Consider the following 14986-nt stretch of genomic DNA (forward strand, 5'->3'; position numbering starts at 1 on the left):
CCGGCTCGGCGATGATCGCCCAGAGTCACGACACGTAGGCTTCAGTGGTCGCTCAGCGTATCCCTCCATGGTTGCGCAGGGTCGACTACCGCCACCGTCGAGACCCGAAGGCAGCCCTCACATGCAGCTACGACCCGCCGTGCCGGCGTACCAGCCGGCCGCCCCGGCGCCGTCCCATGCGCTGGAACCGCTACCCCCCACCGGCGCGATGAGCCTGCGTCCGCCGACGCTCGTCGCCGCGCTGGCCGCGGTCGCCCTCGGCGCGTCCGCCGCGGTGTTCGCCTTCGCGGACCCGGCGGCCGCCGCCCCGCCGACCATCACCGTGACCCCGAGCCCGGCCATCGGCTGGAGCGTCGTCACGATCTCCGGCACCGCCGACCCGCGGACGCTGGTGCAGCTCAACGAGGGCGCCTACTACTTCGGCCGCAGCGAGATGGCCCCGTCCCGGCACTGGGCCGGCGACCCGAACCCGGACGTCGCCGAGCCGACCTCCGCCATGTCCGACGACAACGGCCGCTACTCGATCCGCCGGGTCGTCGACAGCGGGTTCTTCTTCTCGGTCACCGCGAACGAGGAGACCTCCCCGATCGTCGAGATGCCCATGCAGGCCGTGCCCGTGGTCAACACCCTCACGTCTACCGCGGCGAACACCGTCGACATCGACATGTTCGCCAGCCCCGGGCAGCCGCACCTGCCCGTGCAGATCCTGCGCCGCAGCGGCACCGGCTGGCTCACCGTCAACTCCGGATACACCGACGAGGAGGTCGTCGGCGGCACCGTCCGCAACGGCGACTACGACCGGTCGATCACCGGCGAGCCGTCCGGCACCCAGACCTACCGGGTGTACGTCGGCGCGGACCCGCTGAACCTGCTGCTCGGCGGCTACTCGCACCAGATGACCCTCACCGTGGCCGGCACCGGCAGCGGCACCAACGTGGGCACCCCGCACACCGAGAACCCCACCCCCGGCACGACGACGCCCGCCCCGGGCACCACCACGCCGGCCCCCGGCACCACGACCCCCGCGCCCGGCACGACCACGCCCGCCCCGGGCACGACCACGCCGGCCCCCGGCACGACCACGCCGCCCCCGGGCGAGCCCGGCGTCCCGCCGGTGCGCGACCCCGACACCCCGCCGACCCCGCCGGTCGTCAAGCCGGTCCCGCCGAAGCAGCCGGGCCTCGGCTCGGTCCAGTTCAGCCGGATCAACTACGACGCCCCCGGCAAGGACCGCAAGACCAAGAAGAGCCTGAACGGCGAGTGGGTGCGGCTCACCAACCGCACCGGCACGACGATCAACCTGAAGAACTGGACGATCCGCGACGTCGGCGGCCACGTCTACACCTTCCGCGGCAACGCCTACCTGGTCGCGGGCCGCAGCGTCACGGTCCACACCGGCCCCGGCACCAACGGCCGGCCGTCGCTGCACCGCTACTGGGGCGCCTGGAACCACGTGTGGAACAACGGTGGAGACACCGCCACGCTGCGCAACAGCGCCGGCAAGACCATCGACACGTGCCGGTGGACGTCCAACCGGAGGTACACCGAGTGCTGACCCGCTGAGCGACGCGGCCCCCGGACCTGTCACAGGTCCGGGGGCCGCCTGCCGTTCAGCGGTCGACGGCGAACCGGACCCGGGTGACGCCGCCGGCGGCGACGATCTCGACCGCGTCGCACACCTGGCGGACCAGCCACAGCCCCATGCCGCCGATGGCGCCCCGGCGCGGCGGCAGGTAGCCGGCCAGGGGGTCGAGCGGGGCGCCGCCGCCGTCGGTGACCTCGCAGACGACCGAGCGGTCGGTGACCCAGACCGACAGGCCGCGCAGGCCGCCGCCGTGCCGGACGCCGTTCGTGGTGATCTCGCTCAGGGCCAGGACCAGTTCCTCCAGGCGCTGTTCGCCGAGCCACCCCTCGCGCTGCGCCCGGGTGCGGAGCGTCTCGCGCAGGCCCGCCACGGTCGCGTCGACGGGCAGTCGCACCGTGGGCGGGCCGGGCGCGGCGATCGGCGGCTCGGGGATCTCGCGCAGCAGCGCCTGCGGGGGCGTGTAGCGCGGGCTCGGCCGCGGCGTGCCGTCGTGCAGGCACGGGTGCGTGCGGTACGACGAGGTCAGCACGTCCGGCGGCAGCGTGCGGGTGTCGTACGGGCACAGCAGGTCGGCCGCCGCGCCGGCCAGGGCGGCGTTGACCGCCGACTCGTAGCGGATCCACCGGCGGTGCGCGTCGGGCTCGCCGAAGCGGACCTCGCCGACCAGCCGGGTGAACGTGTGCCCGCGGGCCGCCGACGCGGCGAGGACCCGGACCCAGCCGGCGATCGTGCGGCCGGGCGCCGTGTACCACTCGTGGTCCGGCAGGAACAGCACGTCCGCCGCGGCGTCGCCGAGCGCCTCGCGCAGCAGGCCCACCCGTCGCGGGCTGGTCGCCACCACCACGCCGTCGCCGCGGCCGAGCGCCGCGCCCACGTGCGCCACCAGCGTGGTGACGTACTGCTCGTCGGAGTCGTAGGGGAACGCGAAGTGGTCGAGCGGGGCGGTGCTGCTGCTCATCAGGCGGGATCACTGTCGTCGTCGGTGTGCTGACCACAAGCTAGCACCGGGTGGGCGCGTGCCGGGCCGGTCGCAGGGGCCGAAAGCACCGGCTCGGGTGACAGACCGCCGTGGGATTGACAAAACGGGCAACACGTCCAGAAGGGCGCGCGCAGACTGAACCGGTACGCGGATCAGTGGAGGTGGTTGCGGTGGCGACGAGCAGCGTGCTCATGGAGATCGGCCGGATCCCGGTGCCCGCGTCGGCGCCGGTGCCGCCCGGGCCGGCCCTGGTGGTGCGCCGGTGTCACCCCGAGGAGGGGGACGCCTACTGGCGCTGGGACTGCCGGCGCTGCGGCGAGTACGGCGGCGGGCGCAGTCACGGCGACGCCATCGAGCGGGCCGACCGGCACTGCGTCGAGCACCCGCGGCACCGCTCGTCGCTGCTGCCGCCGGTGCGCTGCCGGGAGCGCAACCTCGCGGTGCACCCGGCGCTGTTCGCCGCGGTCGACGAGAGGGAGGCCGGACCGGCCCCCCTCGACGTCTGACCCGCTGTCCTACTGGACGGTGTCGCCCTGGCCGGTGCGCTGCTGCGCCTGGTTCTGGCCCTGGTCGACCTTGTCGGCGTACTTGCCGCCGGTGCGCTGGTCGATCTGGTCGCCGGCCTTCTCGATGCCCTGGTCGACCTTGTCGTCGTGCTTCTCGGCCATGTCCTTGGCCTTGTCCAGGAAGCTCATGTCGGATCCCTTCCGTAGGTCACGGAAGGGATGCCCGACGCGGACGGCGGCAAACTAGCGGACGGTGTCGCCCTGCCCCGTGCGCTTCTGCGCCTCGTCGACGGCCCGGTCGATGTGCGCCGAGTGCTTGCCGCCGGTGCGGCGGTCGACCTCGTCGCCCGCCTTCTCCAGCAGCTGGTCGACCTTGTCGTCGTGCTTGTCGAGCATGTCCTTGGCCTTGTCCAGGAAACTCATGCCGCCCCCTTCGTCGCGTTCAGCACCCCGACGATACGGCGTACCCGCGGGTCGGTCTGGATCTCCTCCAGGCTCGCCGGCAGCGGGATGCGCCAGTTCGGGTACTCGTCGGTCGTGCCGGGCAGGTTGGGCTGGCGGACCTCGTCGAGCACGTCGTACAGCGACGCGGTGACCAGCCGGCACGGCGTGTTGCGCAGGAACGCGTGCATGGCCACCACGATGTCGGCGTTCGTGGCGTCCTCCGCCAGCAGCTTCTCGCCGCGCAGCAGCTCGATGAGCTCCGCCCGGTCGGCGTCCGCGCGGGCCCGCTCCTGCTCCACCGGGCCGGCCAGCTGGTTCAGCTCCGCCCGGACCGTGACGTGCTCGCCGGTCAGGAAGCCGGACGCGGTGGGCAGGTCGTGGGTGGAGATGCTGGCCAGGGCGTTGCGCGGGTAGTCGGCCGACGCCACGTACTCGCCGTCGTCGGTCTTGGTGAACCACAGCACGGCCGAGCCGAGCATGTTCTGGTCCTGCAGGCCCTTCGTGACGACCGGCAGCACCGTGCCCAGGTCCTCGCCGACGACGACCGCGCCGGCCCGGTGCGCCTCCAGGGCGAGGATGCCCAGCATGGCGTCCGGGTCGTAGCGCACGTAGGTGCCCTCGGTGGAGGCCATGCCCGGCGGCACCCACCACAGCCGCCACAGCTGCGCCACGTGGTCCACCCGGATGCCGCCGGCCCGGCGCAGCAGGCGGCGCAGCATGTCCCGGTACGCCGCGTAGCCGGTGGCGGCGAGCCGGTCGGGCCGCCAGCAGGCCAGCCCCCAGTCCTGGCCGAGCTGGTTGAACGCGTCCGGCGGGGCGCCCGCGTGGACGCCCTCGGCGAGCACGTCCTGCAGCAGCCAGCCGTCGGCGCCGCTCGGGTCGATGCCGACGGCCAGGTCGAGCACCACGCCGACGCTCATGCCGTCGGCTGCCGCGGTGGCGGCGGCCAGCTGCTCGTCGAGCAGGTGCTGGAGCCAGGCGTGGAACGCCACCCGGTCGGCGTTCGCCGCGGCGCGGGCGGCCGGGCCGGGCCGGCGCAGCTCCTCCGGCCAGGTGTGCCAGTCCGGGCCGTGCGTCTCGGCGAGCGCGCAGAACGTGGCGAAGTCCGTCAGGCCCGGGTCGGACGCCAGGTCCACCTCGCCGGCGAGCGGCCACAGCAGCTCCAGCGCCGCCCGCTTGGCCTGCCACACCGCCGTGTAGTCGATGAGGTCGCCCCCGGGCCGGGCCGCGCCGGCCAGGGCGTCGACGTTCGCGCGCAGCGGCTCGTCCGCCCGCTGGTAGGCGGCCGTGTCGGCGATCCGCAGGTACAGCGGGTTGGCGAACCGGCGGCTCGACGGCGAGTACGGCGACGACGGCACCGGCAGCGTCGGCGTGATGGCGTGCAGCGGGTTGAGCAGCACCAGCCCGGCGCCGTCGGCGGCCGCCCAGCCCGCGAACTCCCGCAGGTCGCCCAGGTCGCCCATGCCCCACGAGCCGGCCGAGTGCAGGGCGTACAGCTGCAGCATCCAGCCCCACGCCTCCGGCGCCTCCGGCAGCCGCTCCGGCACCACGACCAGCGTCGCCTCCGCGTCGGCGGTGCGCAGCGTGTGCCAGCCCAGCGGCAGGTCGCCCGGCACCCCGGCGGCGGCCTCGACGGTCGAGCCGTCCTCCAGCGTGATCGTCGCCGGGCCCGGCAGCGCGTACGTGGCGCCGGTGCGCACCACCACCGTGCCGGGCAGCCCCGGCTCGCGCACCTCCGCCAGCGCCGCGCGCACCGCCTCCGCGCTGCTCGCGTCCACGCCGAGCAGGCCCAGCACCGCGACCACCGTGGCCTCCGGCACGTCCTGCCGCTGCCGCTGCGAGTTCTCGAACCACGTCGCCACCCCGTGCGCCTCGGCCAGCGCCACCAGATCCGCGTCCATCCCGCCCCTTCCGTGGTTGGAGTTCCCACTCTGCCGTACCCCGGTGGCCGGGGTTGCCATCACCGCGCACGATGGACGGCATGCTGACGTGGTGGGCGCGGATCTGCGCCGTGGCGACGACGACGATGCTGGCCGTGTTCGTGCCGGTGGCGGCCTGGGCGGCCGACAACGAGCTGGTGCTGGAGGCGGCGCGCGGCCGGGGCCGGCGCGGCGGCGGGTCGTTCCTGTTCATCGGCGGGGCCCTGTGCTGCCTGCTGGTCGTGGGCGGCATCGTGCTCGCGGTGGTGCTCGTCTCGCGCAACCGCCGCCGCAAGGGCCCGCACGACCACCCGTGATGTAATCCCGTCCGTGGAGCTGCTGCACTCGGGCAAGGTCAGGGACGTGTACGCCGACGGCGACGACATCATCCTCGTCGCCTCCGACCGGGTGTCGGTCTACGACGTGGTGCTGCCCACGCCGATCCCCGACAAGGGGCGGGTGCTGACGGCGCTGTCGCTGTGGTGGTTCTCCCAGCTCGCCGACATCGTGCCCAACCACGTCATCTCCGCGACGGACGTGCCGGCCGAGTTCGCCGGGCGGGCGCTGCGCTGCCGGCGGCTGTCGATGGTGCCGGTCGAGTGCGTGGCGCGCGGCTACCTGACCGGCTCCGGCCTGGCCGACTACGAGAAGACCGGCGCGGTGTCCGGCGTCGAGCTGCCGCCCGGCCTCGTCGAGGCGTCCCGGCTGGCCGAGCCGATCTTCACGCCGTCCACGAAGGCGCCGGCCGGTCAGCACGACGAGCCGATGACGTACGCCGAGGTCGAGACCGTGGTCGGCGCCGACACCGCGGCCGAGCTGCGCCGGATCACCCTGGAGGTGTACCGGCGCGGCTGTGAGCTGGCCGAGGCGCGCGGCATCATCGTCGCCGACACGAAGATCGAGCTGGGCTGGGCCGCCGACGGCACGCTCATGCTGGGCGACGAGGTGCTCACCTCCGACTCGTCCCGGTTCTGGCCCGCCGACGGCTACACCCCCGGCCGGCCGCAGTTCTCCTTCGACAAGCAGAACGTGCGCGACTGGTCGGTCTCCACCGGCTGGGACAAGAAGCCGCCGGCGCCGCCGGTGCCCGCCGACGTGGTCGAGCTGACCCGGGCCCGGTACATCGAGGTGTACGAGCGGCTCACCGGCGACCGCTGGACCTGACGGATTTGCCGAAACGACCCCCGCGCCGGGCGGCGCCGGGGACCCTGGGGGGCATGCGCATCCCCGGGCGGTTCCTGGCGGGCGGCGTCGTCCTCGCGCTGCTCGCCGCGACCCCGCTCGCCGTGCGCGCCGCCGACGCCGTCACCGCGTCGTTCGGCGGCGTCCCGGCGATCGCCGTGGCGGTCCACGACCTCGCCGCCGCCGGCGACCTGGGCCGCGCGGCCGCCCCGGCCGCCGTCCCGCCCGGCGCGCGCCCCGGCGTGCGCCCCGGGCTGACCTTCCCGCTGCGCAAGGAGATCGCCATGCGGCTGGTCTCCAGCGCGGAGAACTCGTCGCTGAACTGGCGCGCCCAGTACGGCTACATCGAGGACATCCGGGACGGGCGCGGCTACACCGGCGGCATCGTCGGCTTCTGCTCCGGCACCTCCGACATGCGGCAGCTGGTGGCCGCGTACACCCGGCGCCGGCCGGCCAACCCGCTGGCCCGCTACCTGCCGGCGCTGCGCCGCGTCGACGGCACGGCCTCGCACGCCGGCCTGGACCCGACGTTCGTCCGGGACTGGCGGCGCGCCGCCGCCGACCCGGTGTTCCAGCGCACCCAGGACGCCGAACGCGACCGGCTCTACTTCACCCCGGCCGTCGCCCGGGCCCAGGCCGACGGGCTGCGGGCCCTCGGCCAGTTCGCGTACTACGACGCGGCCGTCATGCACGGCTACTCCGGCCTGCTGCGCATCCGCGCGGCGGCCCTGCGCCGGGCCAAGGCGCCCGCGGGCGGCGGCGGCGAGACGGCGTACCTGCACGCGTTCCTCGACGCCCGGGTGCGGGAGATGCGCACCGAGGCCGCGCACTCCGACACCTCCCGGGTCGACACCGCGCAGCGGATCTTCCTGCGGGCCGGCAACCTCGACCTGCGCCGGCCGATGGTCTGGTGGGTCTACGGGGACCGCTACCAGCTCGGCTGACGTGGCATGATGCTCGGGCACGCCACCGCGTCCCGGAAGGAGGTCAGAACCATGTCCGATGTTCTGCGCCCCCTCCGCGACCCGGCGTCCACGCGGAGCTGATGCCGGGCGCGCGCTGCCCGGAGGTTCCGCCATGACCGATCTGGTCGTCCGCCCGCTCGCCGCGGGCGAGGAGAGTCTGTTCGAGTCCCTGCCCGACCCCCTGCCCGAGGTCCGCCGGATGGGCTACGCCGACGGCCTGGCCGGCGGCGGGTACCGCCCCGAACGCACTTGGGTAGCCCTGCGCGGTGGCCGCGTGGTGGCCCGCGCCGCCTGGGCGCTGCCGCCCGGCGCGGTGGGCGCCCCGTGGCTGGACCGGTTCGACGTGGTCGCCGAGCCCGAGGCCGGGGCGGCGCTGCTGCGCGCGGCCCACGCCGCGCTCGGCGGGCCCACCGTCTGCTACCTCACCCTGCCCCCGGACTGGCGGCGCCGGCCGGAGGTGCCGGCCATCGTCGGGGCGACGCTGGCCGCGGCCCGCCTGGCCGGGCTGACCGAGCGCGGCGAGCGGCTGCGGCTGACGTGGGCGGGCACGCCGCCGCCGGCGCCCGCCGGGCGGTACGCGTTCCGCCCGCCCACCGGCGCGGCGGAGATCCGCGAACTGGTTGCCCGGGTCGCGGCGCCCGAGGTGCTGACCGGCGCCGAGACGGCGCTGGCCGTCGCCGGGGTGGACCTCGCGACCGACCCGCTCGGCTGGCTGACCGGCCCGCCCGACGCGTGGCGGGTGGCGCTGCGCGACGGCGAACCGGCCGGCCTGGCGGGCACCGCCGGCGACGCCTGCTACCCGCTGCTCGCCTGGGCGGGCCTGCTCGACCCGGGCGCCCGCGGCGCGCTGCTGGCCGAGGCGGTGCGGGTGCTGGCCGCCGGCGGCGCGCGGGAGGTGGTGGCCGACGTGGACGCCCACCGGGCGGCGACCGTGGCGGAACTGGAGCGCACCGGCTTCCGCCCGCTGCGCTCCCGGCTCGTGCTGGCGCCCCGCTAGGCCCAGTCGAGGGTGCGGGCCACCGCCTTCTTCCACTGGGCGTAGTCGGCCTCGCGGCCGGTCGCCGGGGTCCAGCGGGCGTCCTCACGCCAGTGGGCGCGCAGGGTGTCCGTGTCCTTCCAGTAGCCGACCGCGAGGCCCGCCGCGTACGCCGCGCCGAGGCACGTCGTCTCGGTGACCGCCGGGCGCACCACGGGGACGTCGAGCGCGTCGGCGAGGAACTGCATGAGCAGGCCGTTGGCCGTCATGCCGCCGTCGACGCGCAGCTCGGTGAGGGGCACGCCGGAGTCGGCGTTCATCGCGTCGACGACCTCGCGGGTCTGCCAGCCGGTGGCCTCCAGCACGGCGCGGGCGAGGTGGCCCTTCGTCACGTAGCCGGTGAGGCCGGCGATGACGCCGCGCGCGTCCGGGCGCCAGTGCGGGGCGAACAGCCCGGCGAAGGCGGGCACGAAGTAGCAGCCGCCGTTGTCGTCGACGGTGGCCGCGAGCTGCTCGATCTCGGCGGCCGAGGAGATGAGGCCCAGGTTGTCGCGCACCCACTGCACCAGCGAGCCGGTCACCGCGATCGCGCCCTCCAGGGCGTACGCGGCCGGCTGGTCGCCGATGCGGTAGCCGACGGTGCTGAGCAGGCCGTGCCCGGACGTGACGGGCGAGTCGCCGGTGTTGAGCAGCAGGAAGCTGCCGGTGCCGTAGGTGCACTTGGCGTCGCCGGGGGAGAAGCACGTCTGGCCGAACAGGGCGGCCTGCTGGTCGCCGAGCGCCGACGCCACCGGCACCCCGGCCACGACCCCGCCGGCCACGTCGGCGCGGGCGCGCCCGTACACCTCGGCGCTGGACCGGATCTCCGGCAGCATCGCGGCGGGGATGCCGGTCGCGGCGAGGATCTCGTCCGACCAGGACAGTGCGCGCAGGTCCATCAGCAGGGTGCGGGAGGCGTTCGTGACGTCGGTGACGTGCCGGCCGGTGAGCCGCCAGATCAGGTACGCGTCGACGGTGCCGAACAGCACCTCGCCGCGCGCCGCGCGCTCGCGCAGGCCGTCCACGGTGTCCAGCAGCCAGGCCAGCTTGGACCCGGCGAAGTACGGCGACAGCGGCAGCCCGGTGCGCTCCCGGAAGGTGTCGTCGCCGAGCGCCTCGTCGAAGCGGGCGAGCTGGTCGGCGGTGCGGGTGTCCTGCCAGACGATGGCGTGGTGGACGGGATCGCCGGTCGCGCGGTCCCACACCACGGTGGTCTCGCGCTGGTTGGTGATGCCGATGGCGGCCAGGTCGCCGGCGGCCAGGCCGGCCGACTCCAGGGCCTCGCGCAGCACGGTCTGCACGTTGGCCCAGATCTCGGCCGCGTCGTGCTCCACCCAGCCGGGGCGCGGGAAGATCTGCCGGTGCTCGCGCTGGGCGACGGTGACGACGGCCCCGTGCTCGTCGAAGACGATGCACCGCGAGCTCGTGGTGCCCTGGTCGATGGCGGCGATGTGGGTGGCGGACACGGGCCCCATCATTCCAAGAAGAACGGCGGCCACACCATGTGTGGCCGCCGTTCCCCTGCCGGAGGATTGGTCTTCGGTCAGATCAGAAGCGGGTCCACTTCTGGCTGGGGCCGCCGTGGCAGTCCCACAGGTGCAGCTTGCCGCCGTTGGTCGTCTGCTGGGCGCGCACGTCGACGCACCGGTTGGCGCTGATGTTCACCAGGTCGCCGGCCCCGCTGAGGGTGAACCGCTGCGCGGGGTTGCCGTTGCAGGTGACCAGGTTGACCTCGGTGCCGTTGGCGGTGCCGGCCCACGCCGGGTCCATGCACTTGCCCATGGCGCGCACGGTGCCGTCACCCTCGAACGTCCACGCCTGGGCGGCGGAGGTGTTGCAGTCCCACAGCTGGAGCAGGGCGCCGTCGACCGGGTTGGCGCCGGGGATGTCGGCGCAGCGGCCGCTCTGGTTCTGGCGTAGGCGGGTGCCGTTGCCGGCCGGCGGCGGGGTGCCGCCGTCGTTGGTCCACGAGTTGACCCGGACCCAGTCGACGAGCATCTGCTGCGGGAACTGGGTGCTGGCGTCGGGGTAGCCGGGCCAGTTGCCGCCGACGGCGACGTTCAGGATGAGGAACTCCGGCTTGTCGAAGACCCAGCGGTTGCCGTTGAGGTTGGCCGGGGTGATGCGGTGGTACTCGGCGCCGTCGAGGAACCAGCGGATCAGGTTGGGCGACCACTCGATGCCGTAGGTGTGGAAGTCGTCGGCGAGGGGGCGGCCGATGTTGCGGCTGCCGGTGATGCCGGCGCCGCCGGAGTAGCCGGGGCCGTGCACGGTGCCGTAGACGGTGTTGGGCTCCTTGCCGACGTTCTCCATGATGTCGATCTCGCCCGAGTTCGGCCAGCCCACGCTGCCGATGTCGGTGCCGAGCATCCAGAACGCCGGCCAGATGCCCTGGCCGCGCGGGATCTTGATGCGGGCCTCCATCTTGCCGTACGTCTGGGAGAACTTGCCGGCGGTCGTCAGGCGGGCGCTCGTGTACGTGCACCGGCCGTACCAGCACTGGTAGTTGGCCGGGTTGTCGCGCCGGGCCGTGATGACCAGGTTGCCGTTGCCGTCGTGCACGGAGTTGGACGTCGAGTTGGTGTAGTACTGGTGCTCGTTGTTACCCCAGCCGCCGCCGCCGATCTCGTGGTTCCACTTGCCGCCGTCGACGGGGGTTCCGGCCGGGGCGTTGAACTCGTCCGCCCACGTCTGGGGGCCGACGGCGGCTTCGGCGGTGTCGGCGCGGCTGGGCAGCCAGAAGGCTGTAGCCAGGCCCACGGCGGCGACGGCGGCGAGGACGACCGCGCGCGACCGGCGGAGAGAGCGTTTTCTCACCACGGGGACTCCTTGACGGAAGGACGTGTGGTTAACAGTTCATAACCTTTAAATATCCACGTCCGTCAGTCAATGGGTTCACGGTTCCGGTACCGCCGGGCCTTGGGTGAAGGTTCAGACCCGGGCGAACAGGCCGGTCGCGGCCGGTGGCTCCCATCCGGCGAGGGCGGTGTGCGCCCGCAGCACCCGGTAGTGCGCGCCGTCGTACGTGACGACCTGACCCGCCTGCAGCGCCCGGCCCGCCGCCCAGGCCGGCTCGTACGCCCACACCCGGATCCAGTCGACGGTCAGCGTCTGCGGGAACACCGTCGACGCGTTCGGCGCGCCCGGCCACGCCCCGCCGATCGCGAGGTTCAGCAGCAGGTGGTACGGCTTGTCGAAGACCCACCTGTCCCCGCCCACGTCGGCCGGCGTGACCCGGTGGTACTCGACGCCGTCGAGCAGGAACACGATCAGGCCGGGCGACCACTCCACCGCGTACGTGTGGAAGTCCTTCGACAGCGGCGCGGCCGCCTTCGCGGACCCGGCGACCCCGTCGGCGGCCGAGTAGCCGGGGCCGTGCACGGTGCCGTAGACGGTGTTCGGCTCCTTGCCGACGTTCTCCATCACGTCGATCTCGCCGGACGCGGGCCAGCCCACCTCGTCGAAGTCGTCGCCGAGCATCCAGAAGGCGGGCCACACCCCCTGGCCGTACGGCAGCCGCATCCGGGCCTCGAAGCGGCCGTAGAGCTGGGCGAACGTGCCGTTGGTGACGAGCCGGGCCGACGTGTAGCGGCAGTAGCCGTACGGGCACCAAGCCCCGCCCGGGTTCTCCTCGCGGGCGGTGATCACCAGGTGGCCGGCGCCGTCGTGCACCGCGTTGCGGGTGCTCGTCGTGTAGTACTCCAGCTGCCGGTTGCCCCAGCCGTGGCTCCCGGTGTCGAAGTTCCACCGCGCCCGGTCCGGGCCGGTGCCCGCGGCGGCGTTGAACTCGTCGCTCCAGGTGAGCGTCCGCTCGGCGGGGCGGGTGGCCGACGGGCTCGGGGCGGGGGGTGGCGCGGCCGACGTGACCACCGGCTCGGGCACCGCCCCGGCGTCACTCAACGTAGGCACCCAGAGGGCGCCGACCGTGGCCGAGGCGGCGATGACAACGGCAGCCAACGTGCGGATTCGGCGCAAGACACAATCCTTCGGGTGGCGGGCGATCACCCCACTGTCCGTCACTCACCGTGAAGGCGTCAAGGAAACCCAGGCACTTCACAGCCGTCAGGCGGACGCCCCGCTGCTGATCCGGACAGTTGTGCCGTCCGTCCGGCTCTCGATCTCCATGTGGTCCGTCAGCTCGCCCGCGAGCCACAGCCCCCACCCGCCCGGGGTGTCCGGCGCGGGCTTGTGGGCCGGCCCGGCGTCGGGCGGGGCGAACCCCTCGCCCGAGTCGGCGACCTCGCAGACCACGGCGCCGCCGGAGCGCCACAGCCGCAGCCGGCCCTCGCCGCCGCCGTGCCGCACTGCGTTCGTCAGCAGCTCGTTGACCGCCACCACGAAGTCGCCCAGCTTCTCGCCCGCCAGCCCCGCCCGCTCGGCGCAGGACGCGACGGCGTGCCGCAGCGCGGTGATCCGGCTGTGGTCGAAAGCTTCGGTGAGCAGCAGATCGGTCCTGATCCCTCGACGGTAGGCGATACCGGACGGCGCCGCCCGCCGGGCAGCCCGCGCCCCACCGACGGTGGATCATGTGCGAACCTCGGAGCATGACGGAGCGCGACGTGGCAGGCGGCCTGCAGGCCTCGCTGTGGCGCGCCGTCGCCGTCTTCCGCATCGCCGCGCTCGCCTACGTCACGATCCTGGTCATCAACAACGTCGGCGTGTACCTGCGCCCGTGGCTGGCCTGGCCGGTGCTCGCCGTGACGGCCGCCTGGACCGTCGTCACCACCTACGCGTACGCGAACCCGGCGCGGCGGGGCTGGCCGCTGCTGGTGGCCGACCTGCTCGTCACGATGGCCGTGCTGGCCTCGACCGTGCCGGTGGTCGGCCCCGCGGCCCTGGAGGACGGCCGCCCGACGCTCGCCGTCGCCTGGCACGTGGCGCCCGTGCTGGCCTGGGCCGTCGCGGGCGGGCGGCGCTGGGGCCTGGCCGCCGCGCTGACCATGGGCGCCACCGACCTCGTCGTGCGCGCGCACTGGGACCAGGCCGCGTGGACCGGCACGATCCTCATGTCGCTGGCCGCGTTCGCGCTGGGCTACCTGGTGCGGCTGGCCACCGTCGCCGAGCAGCGGCTGCAGGCCGCCATCGAGCTGGAGGCCGCCACCCGCGAGCGCGAGCGCCTCGCCCGCGACATCCACGACTCCGTGCTCCAGGTGCTGTCGCTGGTCAAGCGGCGCGGCGAGGCGCTGGAGGGCGAGGCGGGCGAGCTGGCCCGGCTCGCCGGCGAGCAGGAGGCCGCGCTGCGCGCGCTGGTCACCGCGCCCGCCGCGGCCGCCGTCGCCGACGACGCCACCGACCTCGACCTGGTCGCCCTGCTCAGCCGGTACGCCACCGCCGGCACCACGGTGTCGTCGCCGGCCGGGCCGGTGCGGCTGCCGGCCCGCGTCGCCGAGGAGATCGGCGCCGCCGTCGGGGCCGCCCTCGACAACGTGGCCAAGCACTGCGGGCCGGGCACCAAGGCGTTCGTGCTGGTCGAGGACGAGCCCGGCGCCGTCACCGTCAGCGTGCGCGACGACGGCTGCGGCATGGACGCCGACCGGCTGGCCCGCGCCGCCGACGAGGGCCGCCTCGGCGTCGCCCAGTCGATCCGCGGCCGCATCGCCGACCTGGGCGGCACCGTGCGCATCGACTCCCGCCCCGGCGACGGCACGGAGGTCGAACTGGTCGTGCCCCGCCGCCCGATATCGTGATCGCGTGGCAGACGACGAGGCGCAAATCCGGGTGATGGTGGTCGACGACCACCCGATGTGGCGCGAGGGGGTCAGCCGCGACCTGACCGCCGCCGGCTACGACGTCGTCGCCACCACCGGCGAGGGCCGCCAGGCGGTGCGCATCGCGGCGGCCGCCCGCCCGGACGTGGTCGTGCTCGACCTCCAGCTGCCCGACATCTCCGGCGTCGAGGTCATCCACGGCCTCGCCGAGACCCACCCGGGCGTGCGCATCCTCATGCTGTCGGCCAGCGGCGAGCAGCAGGACGTGCTCGACGCCGTCAAGGCCGGCGCCACCGGCTACCTGCTCAAGTCGGCCGGCCAGGCGGAGTTCCTCGACGCGGTCCGGCGCACCGCCGCCGGCGACACGGTGTTCACCCCCGGGCTGGCCGGCCTGGTGCTGGGGGAGTACCGGCGGCTGGCCGCCGAGCCCGCCGCCCCCGGCGACGACGGCGCGCCCCGGCTCACCGAGCGGGAGACCGAGGTGCTGCGGCTGGTCGCCAAGGGGCTGTCGTACCGGCAGATCGCCGAGCGGCTGGTGCTGTCGCACCGCACCGTGCAGAACCACGTGCAGAACACGCTGGGCAAGCTGCAGCTGCACAACCGGGTCGAACTCACCCGCTACGCCATCGAACAGGGCCTTGACGACTGATCTAGGCTGATGGGCGTGACTGCCGGGTCGGCCC

The 14986-nt window shown here is 74.3% G+C and carries 16 protein-coding genes; 8 read left to right on the forward strand and 8 right to left on the reverse strand.

The window, feature by feature from the left end; all coding sequences use genetic code 11:
* The first annotated feature begins 121 nt into the window (after positions 1-121).
* Entirely contained in the window at positions 122-1555 is a 1434-nt protein-coding gene (locus Sya03_RS30740; RefSeq protein WP_239107055.1) for a lamin tail domain-containing protein, read from the forward strand.
* 55 nt (positions 1556-1610) lie between these two features.
* On the opposite strand, the gene Sya03_RS01915 is transcribed toward Sya03_RS30740, so the two are convergent.
* Positions 1611-2543 carry an anti-sigma factor RsbA family regulatory protein gene (locus Sya03_RS01915; protein ID WP_203936362.1) on the reverse strand — a complete coding sequence of 311 codons (933 nt, stop codon included), beginning with the start codon at positions 2541-2543 and terminating at the stop codon, positions 1611-1613.
* 191 nt (positions 2544-2734) lie between these two features.
* Between Sya03_RS01915 and Sya03_RS01920 the strand changes: the two genes are divergently transcribed.
* Positions 2735-3070: a hypothetical protein gene (locus tag Sya03_RS01920; RefSeq protein ID WP_203936363.1), complete on the forward strand. Its 336-nt coding sequence runs from the start codon at positions 2735-2737 to the stop codon at positions 3068-3070.
* Positions 3071-3079: 9 nt separating this feature from the next.
* Here the strand turns inward: Sya03_RS01920 and Sya03_RS01925 are convergent, their stop codons facing one another.
* From Sya03_RS01925 to malQ, 3 genes are read right to left on the reverse strand one after another with little or no spacing between them, the layout of a single operon-like run.
* Complete coding sequence (locus Sya03_RS01925; RefSeq protein WP_203936364.1) at positions 3080-3259, reverse strand: antitoxin; 180 nt, start codon at positions 3257-3259, stop codon at positions 3080-3082.
* Between the two features lie 54 nt (positions 3260-3313).
* Entirely contained in the window at positions 3314-3493 is a 180-nt protein-coding gene (locus tag Sya03_RS01930) for an antitoxin (RefSeq protein WP_203936365.1), read from the reverse strand.
* Positions 3490-5415, reverse strand: coding sequence for a 4-alpha-glucanotransferase (gene malQ, locus Sya03_RS01935; protein ID WP_203936366.1), 1926 nt, complete (start codon positions 5413-5415; stop codon positions 3490-3492). Before malQ ends, Sya03_RS01930 begins: the two co-directional genes overlap by 4 nt.
* A 71-nt stretch (positions 5416-5486) precedes the next feature.
* On the opposite strand from malQ, the gene Sya03_RS01940 reads away from it, so the two are divergent.
* From Sya03_RS01940 to Sya03_RS01955, 4 genes are all read left to right on the forward strand, one after another.
* Positions 5487-5750: a hypothetical protein gene (locus Sya03_RS01940; protein WP_203936367.1), complete on the forward strand. Its 264-nt coding sequence runs from the start codon at positions 5487-5489 to the stop codon at positions 5748-5750.
* Positions 5751-5763: 13 nt separating this feature from the next.
* Complete coding sequence (locus tag Sya03_RS01945; protein WP_239107056.1) at positions 5764-6597, forward strand: phosphoribosylaminoimidazolesuccinocarboxamide synthase; 834 nt, start codon at positions 5764-5766, stop codon at positions 6595-6597.
* Between the two features lie 53 nt (positions 6598-6650).
* A complete protein-coding gene (locus tag Sya03_RS01950; protein WP_203936368.1) occupies positions 6651-7559 on the forward strand; it encodes a chitosanase in 909 nt (302 codons plus the stop codon).
* 133 nt (positions 7560-7692) lie between these two features.
* Positions 7693-8577, forward strand: a complete 885-nt coding sequence (locus Sya03_RS01955; protein WP_203936369.1) for a GNAT family N-acetyltransferase — start codon at positions 7693-7695, stop codon at positions 8575-8577.
* Here the strand turns inward: Sya03_RS01955 and glpK are convergent.
* The 4 genes from glpK to Sya03_RS01975 form a co-directional block, all read right to left on the reverse strand.
* On the reverse strand, positions 8574-10061 hold the full coding sequence (gene glpK / locus Sya03_RS01960) for a glycerol kinase GlpK (protein WP_203936370.1): 1488 nt from the start codon (positions 10059-10061) through the stop codon (positions 8574-8576). The two genes, Sya03_RS01955 and glpK, sit on opposite strands and share 4 nt — an antisense overlap.
* Positions 10062-10143: 82 nt before the next feature.
* Positions 10144-11412, reverse strand: a complete 1269-nt coding sequence (locus Sya03_RS01965; RefSeq protein ID WP_203936371.1) for a glycoside hydrolase family 16 protein — start codon at positions 11410-11412, stop codon at positions 10144-10146.
* Between the two features lie 114 nt (positions 11413-11526).
* Entirely contained in the window at positions 11527-12495 is a 969-nt protein-coding gene (locus Sya03_RS01970) for a family 16 glycosylhydrolase (RefSeq protein ID WP_239107057.1), read from the reverse strand.
* 162 nt (positions 12496-12657) lie between these two features.
* On the reverse strand, positions 12658-13071 hold the full coding sequence (locus tag Sya03_RS01975; protein ID WP_203936413.1) for an ATP-binding protein: 414 nt from the start codon (positions 13069-13071) through the stop codon (positions 12658-12660).
* Between the two features lie 68 nt (positions 13072-13139).
* On the opposite strand from Sya03_RS01975, the gene macS reads away from it, so the two are divergent.
* Both macS and Sya03_RS01985 read left to right on the forward strand, forming a co-directional pair.
* Positions 13140-14282, forward strand: a complete 1143-nt coding sequence (macS, locus tag Sya03_RS01980; protein WP_203936372.1) for a MacS family sensor histidine kinase — start codon at positions 13140-13142, stop codon at positions 14280-14282.
* A 34-nt stretch (positions 14283-14316) separates the two neighbouring features.
* Positions 14317-14952 (forward strand): response regulator, encoded by a 636-nt coding sequence (locus Sya03_RS01985; RefSeq protein ID WP_203936414.1) that lies wholly within the window; start codon positions 14317-14319, stop codon positions 14950-14952.
* Positions 14953-14986 lie beyond the last annotated feature (34 nt).

This window comes from Spirilliplanes yamanashiensis, from assembly GCF_016863475.1.
Classification (GTDB): Bacteria; Actinomycetota; Actinomycetes; order Mycobacteriales; family Micromonosporaceae; genus Spirilliplanes; species Spirilliplanes yamanashiensis.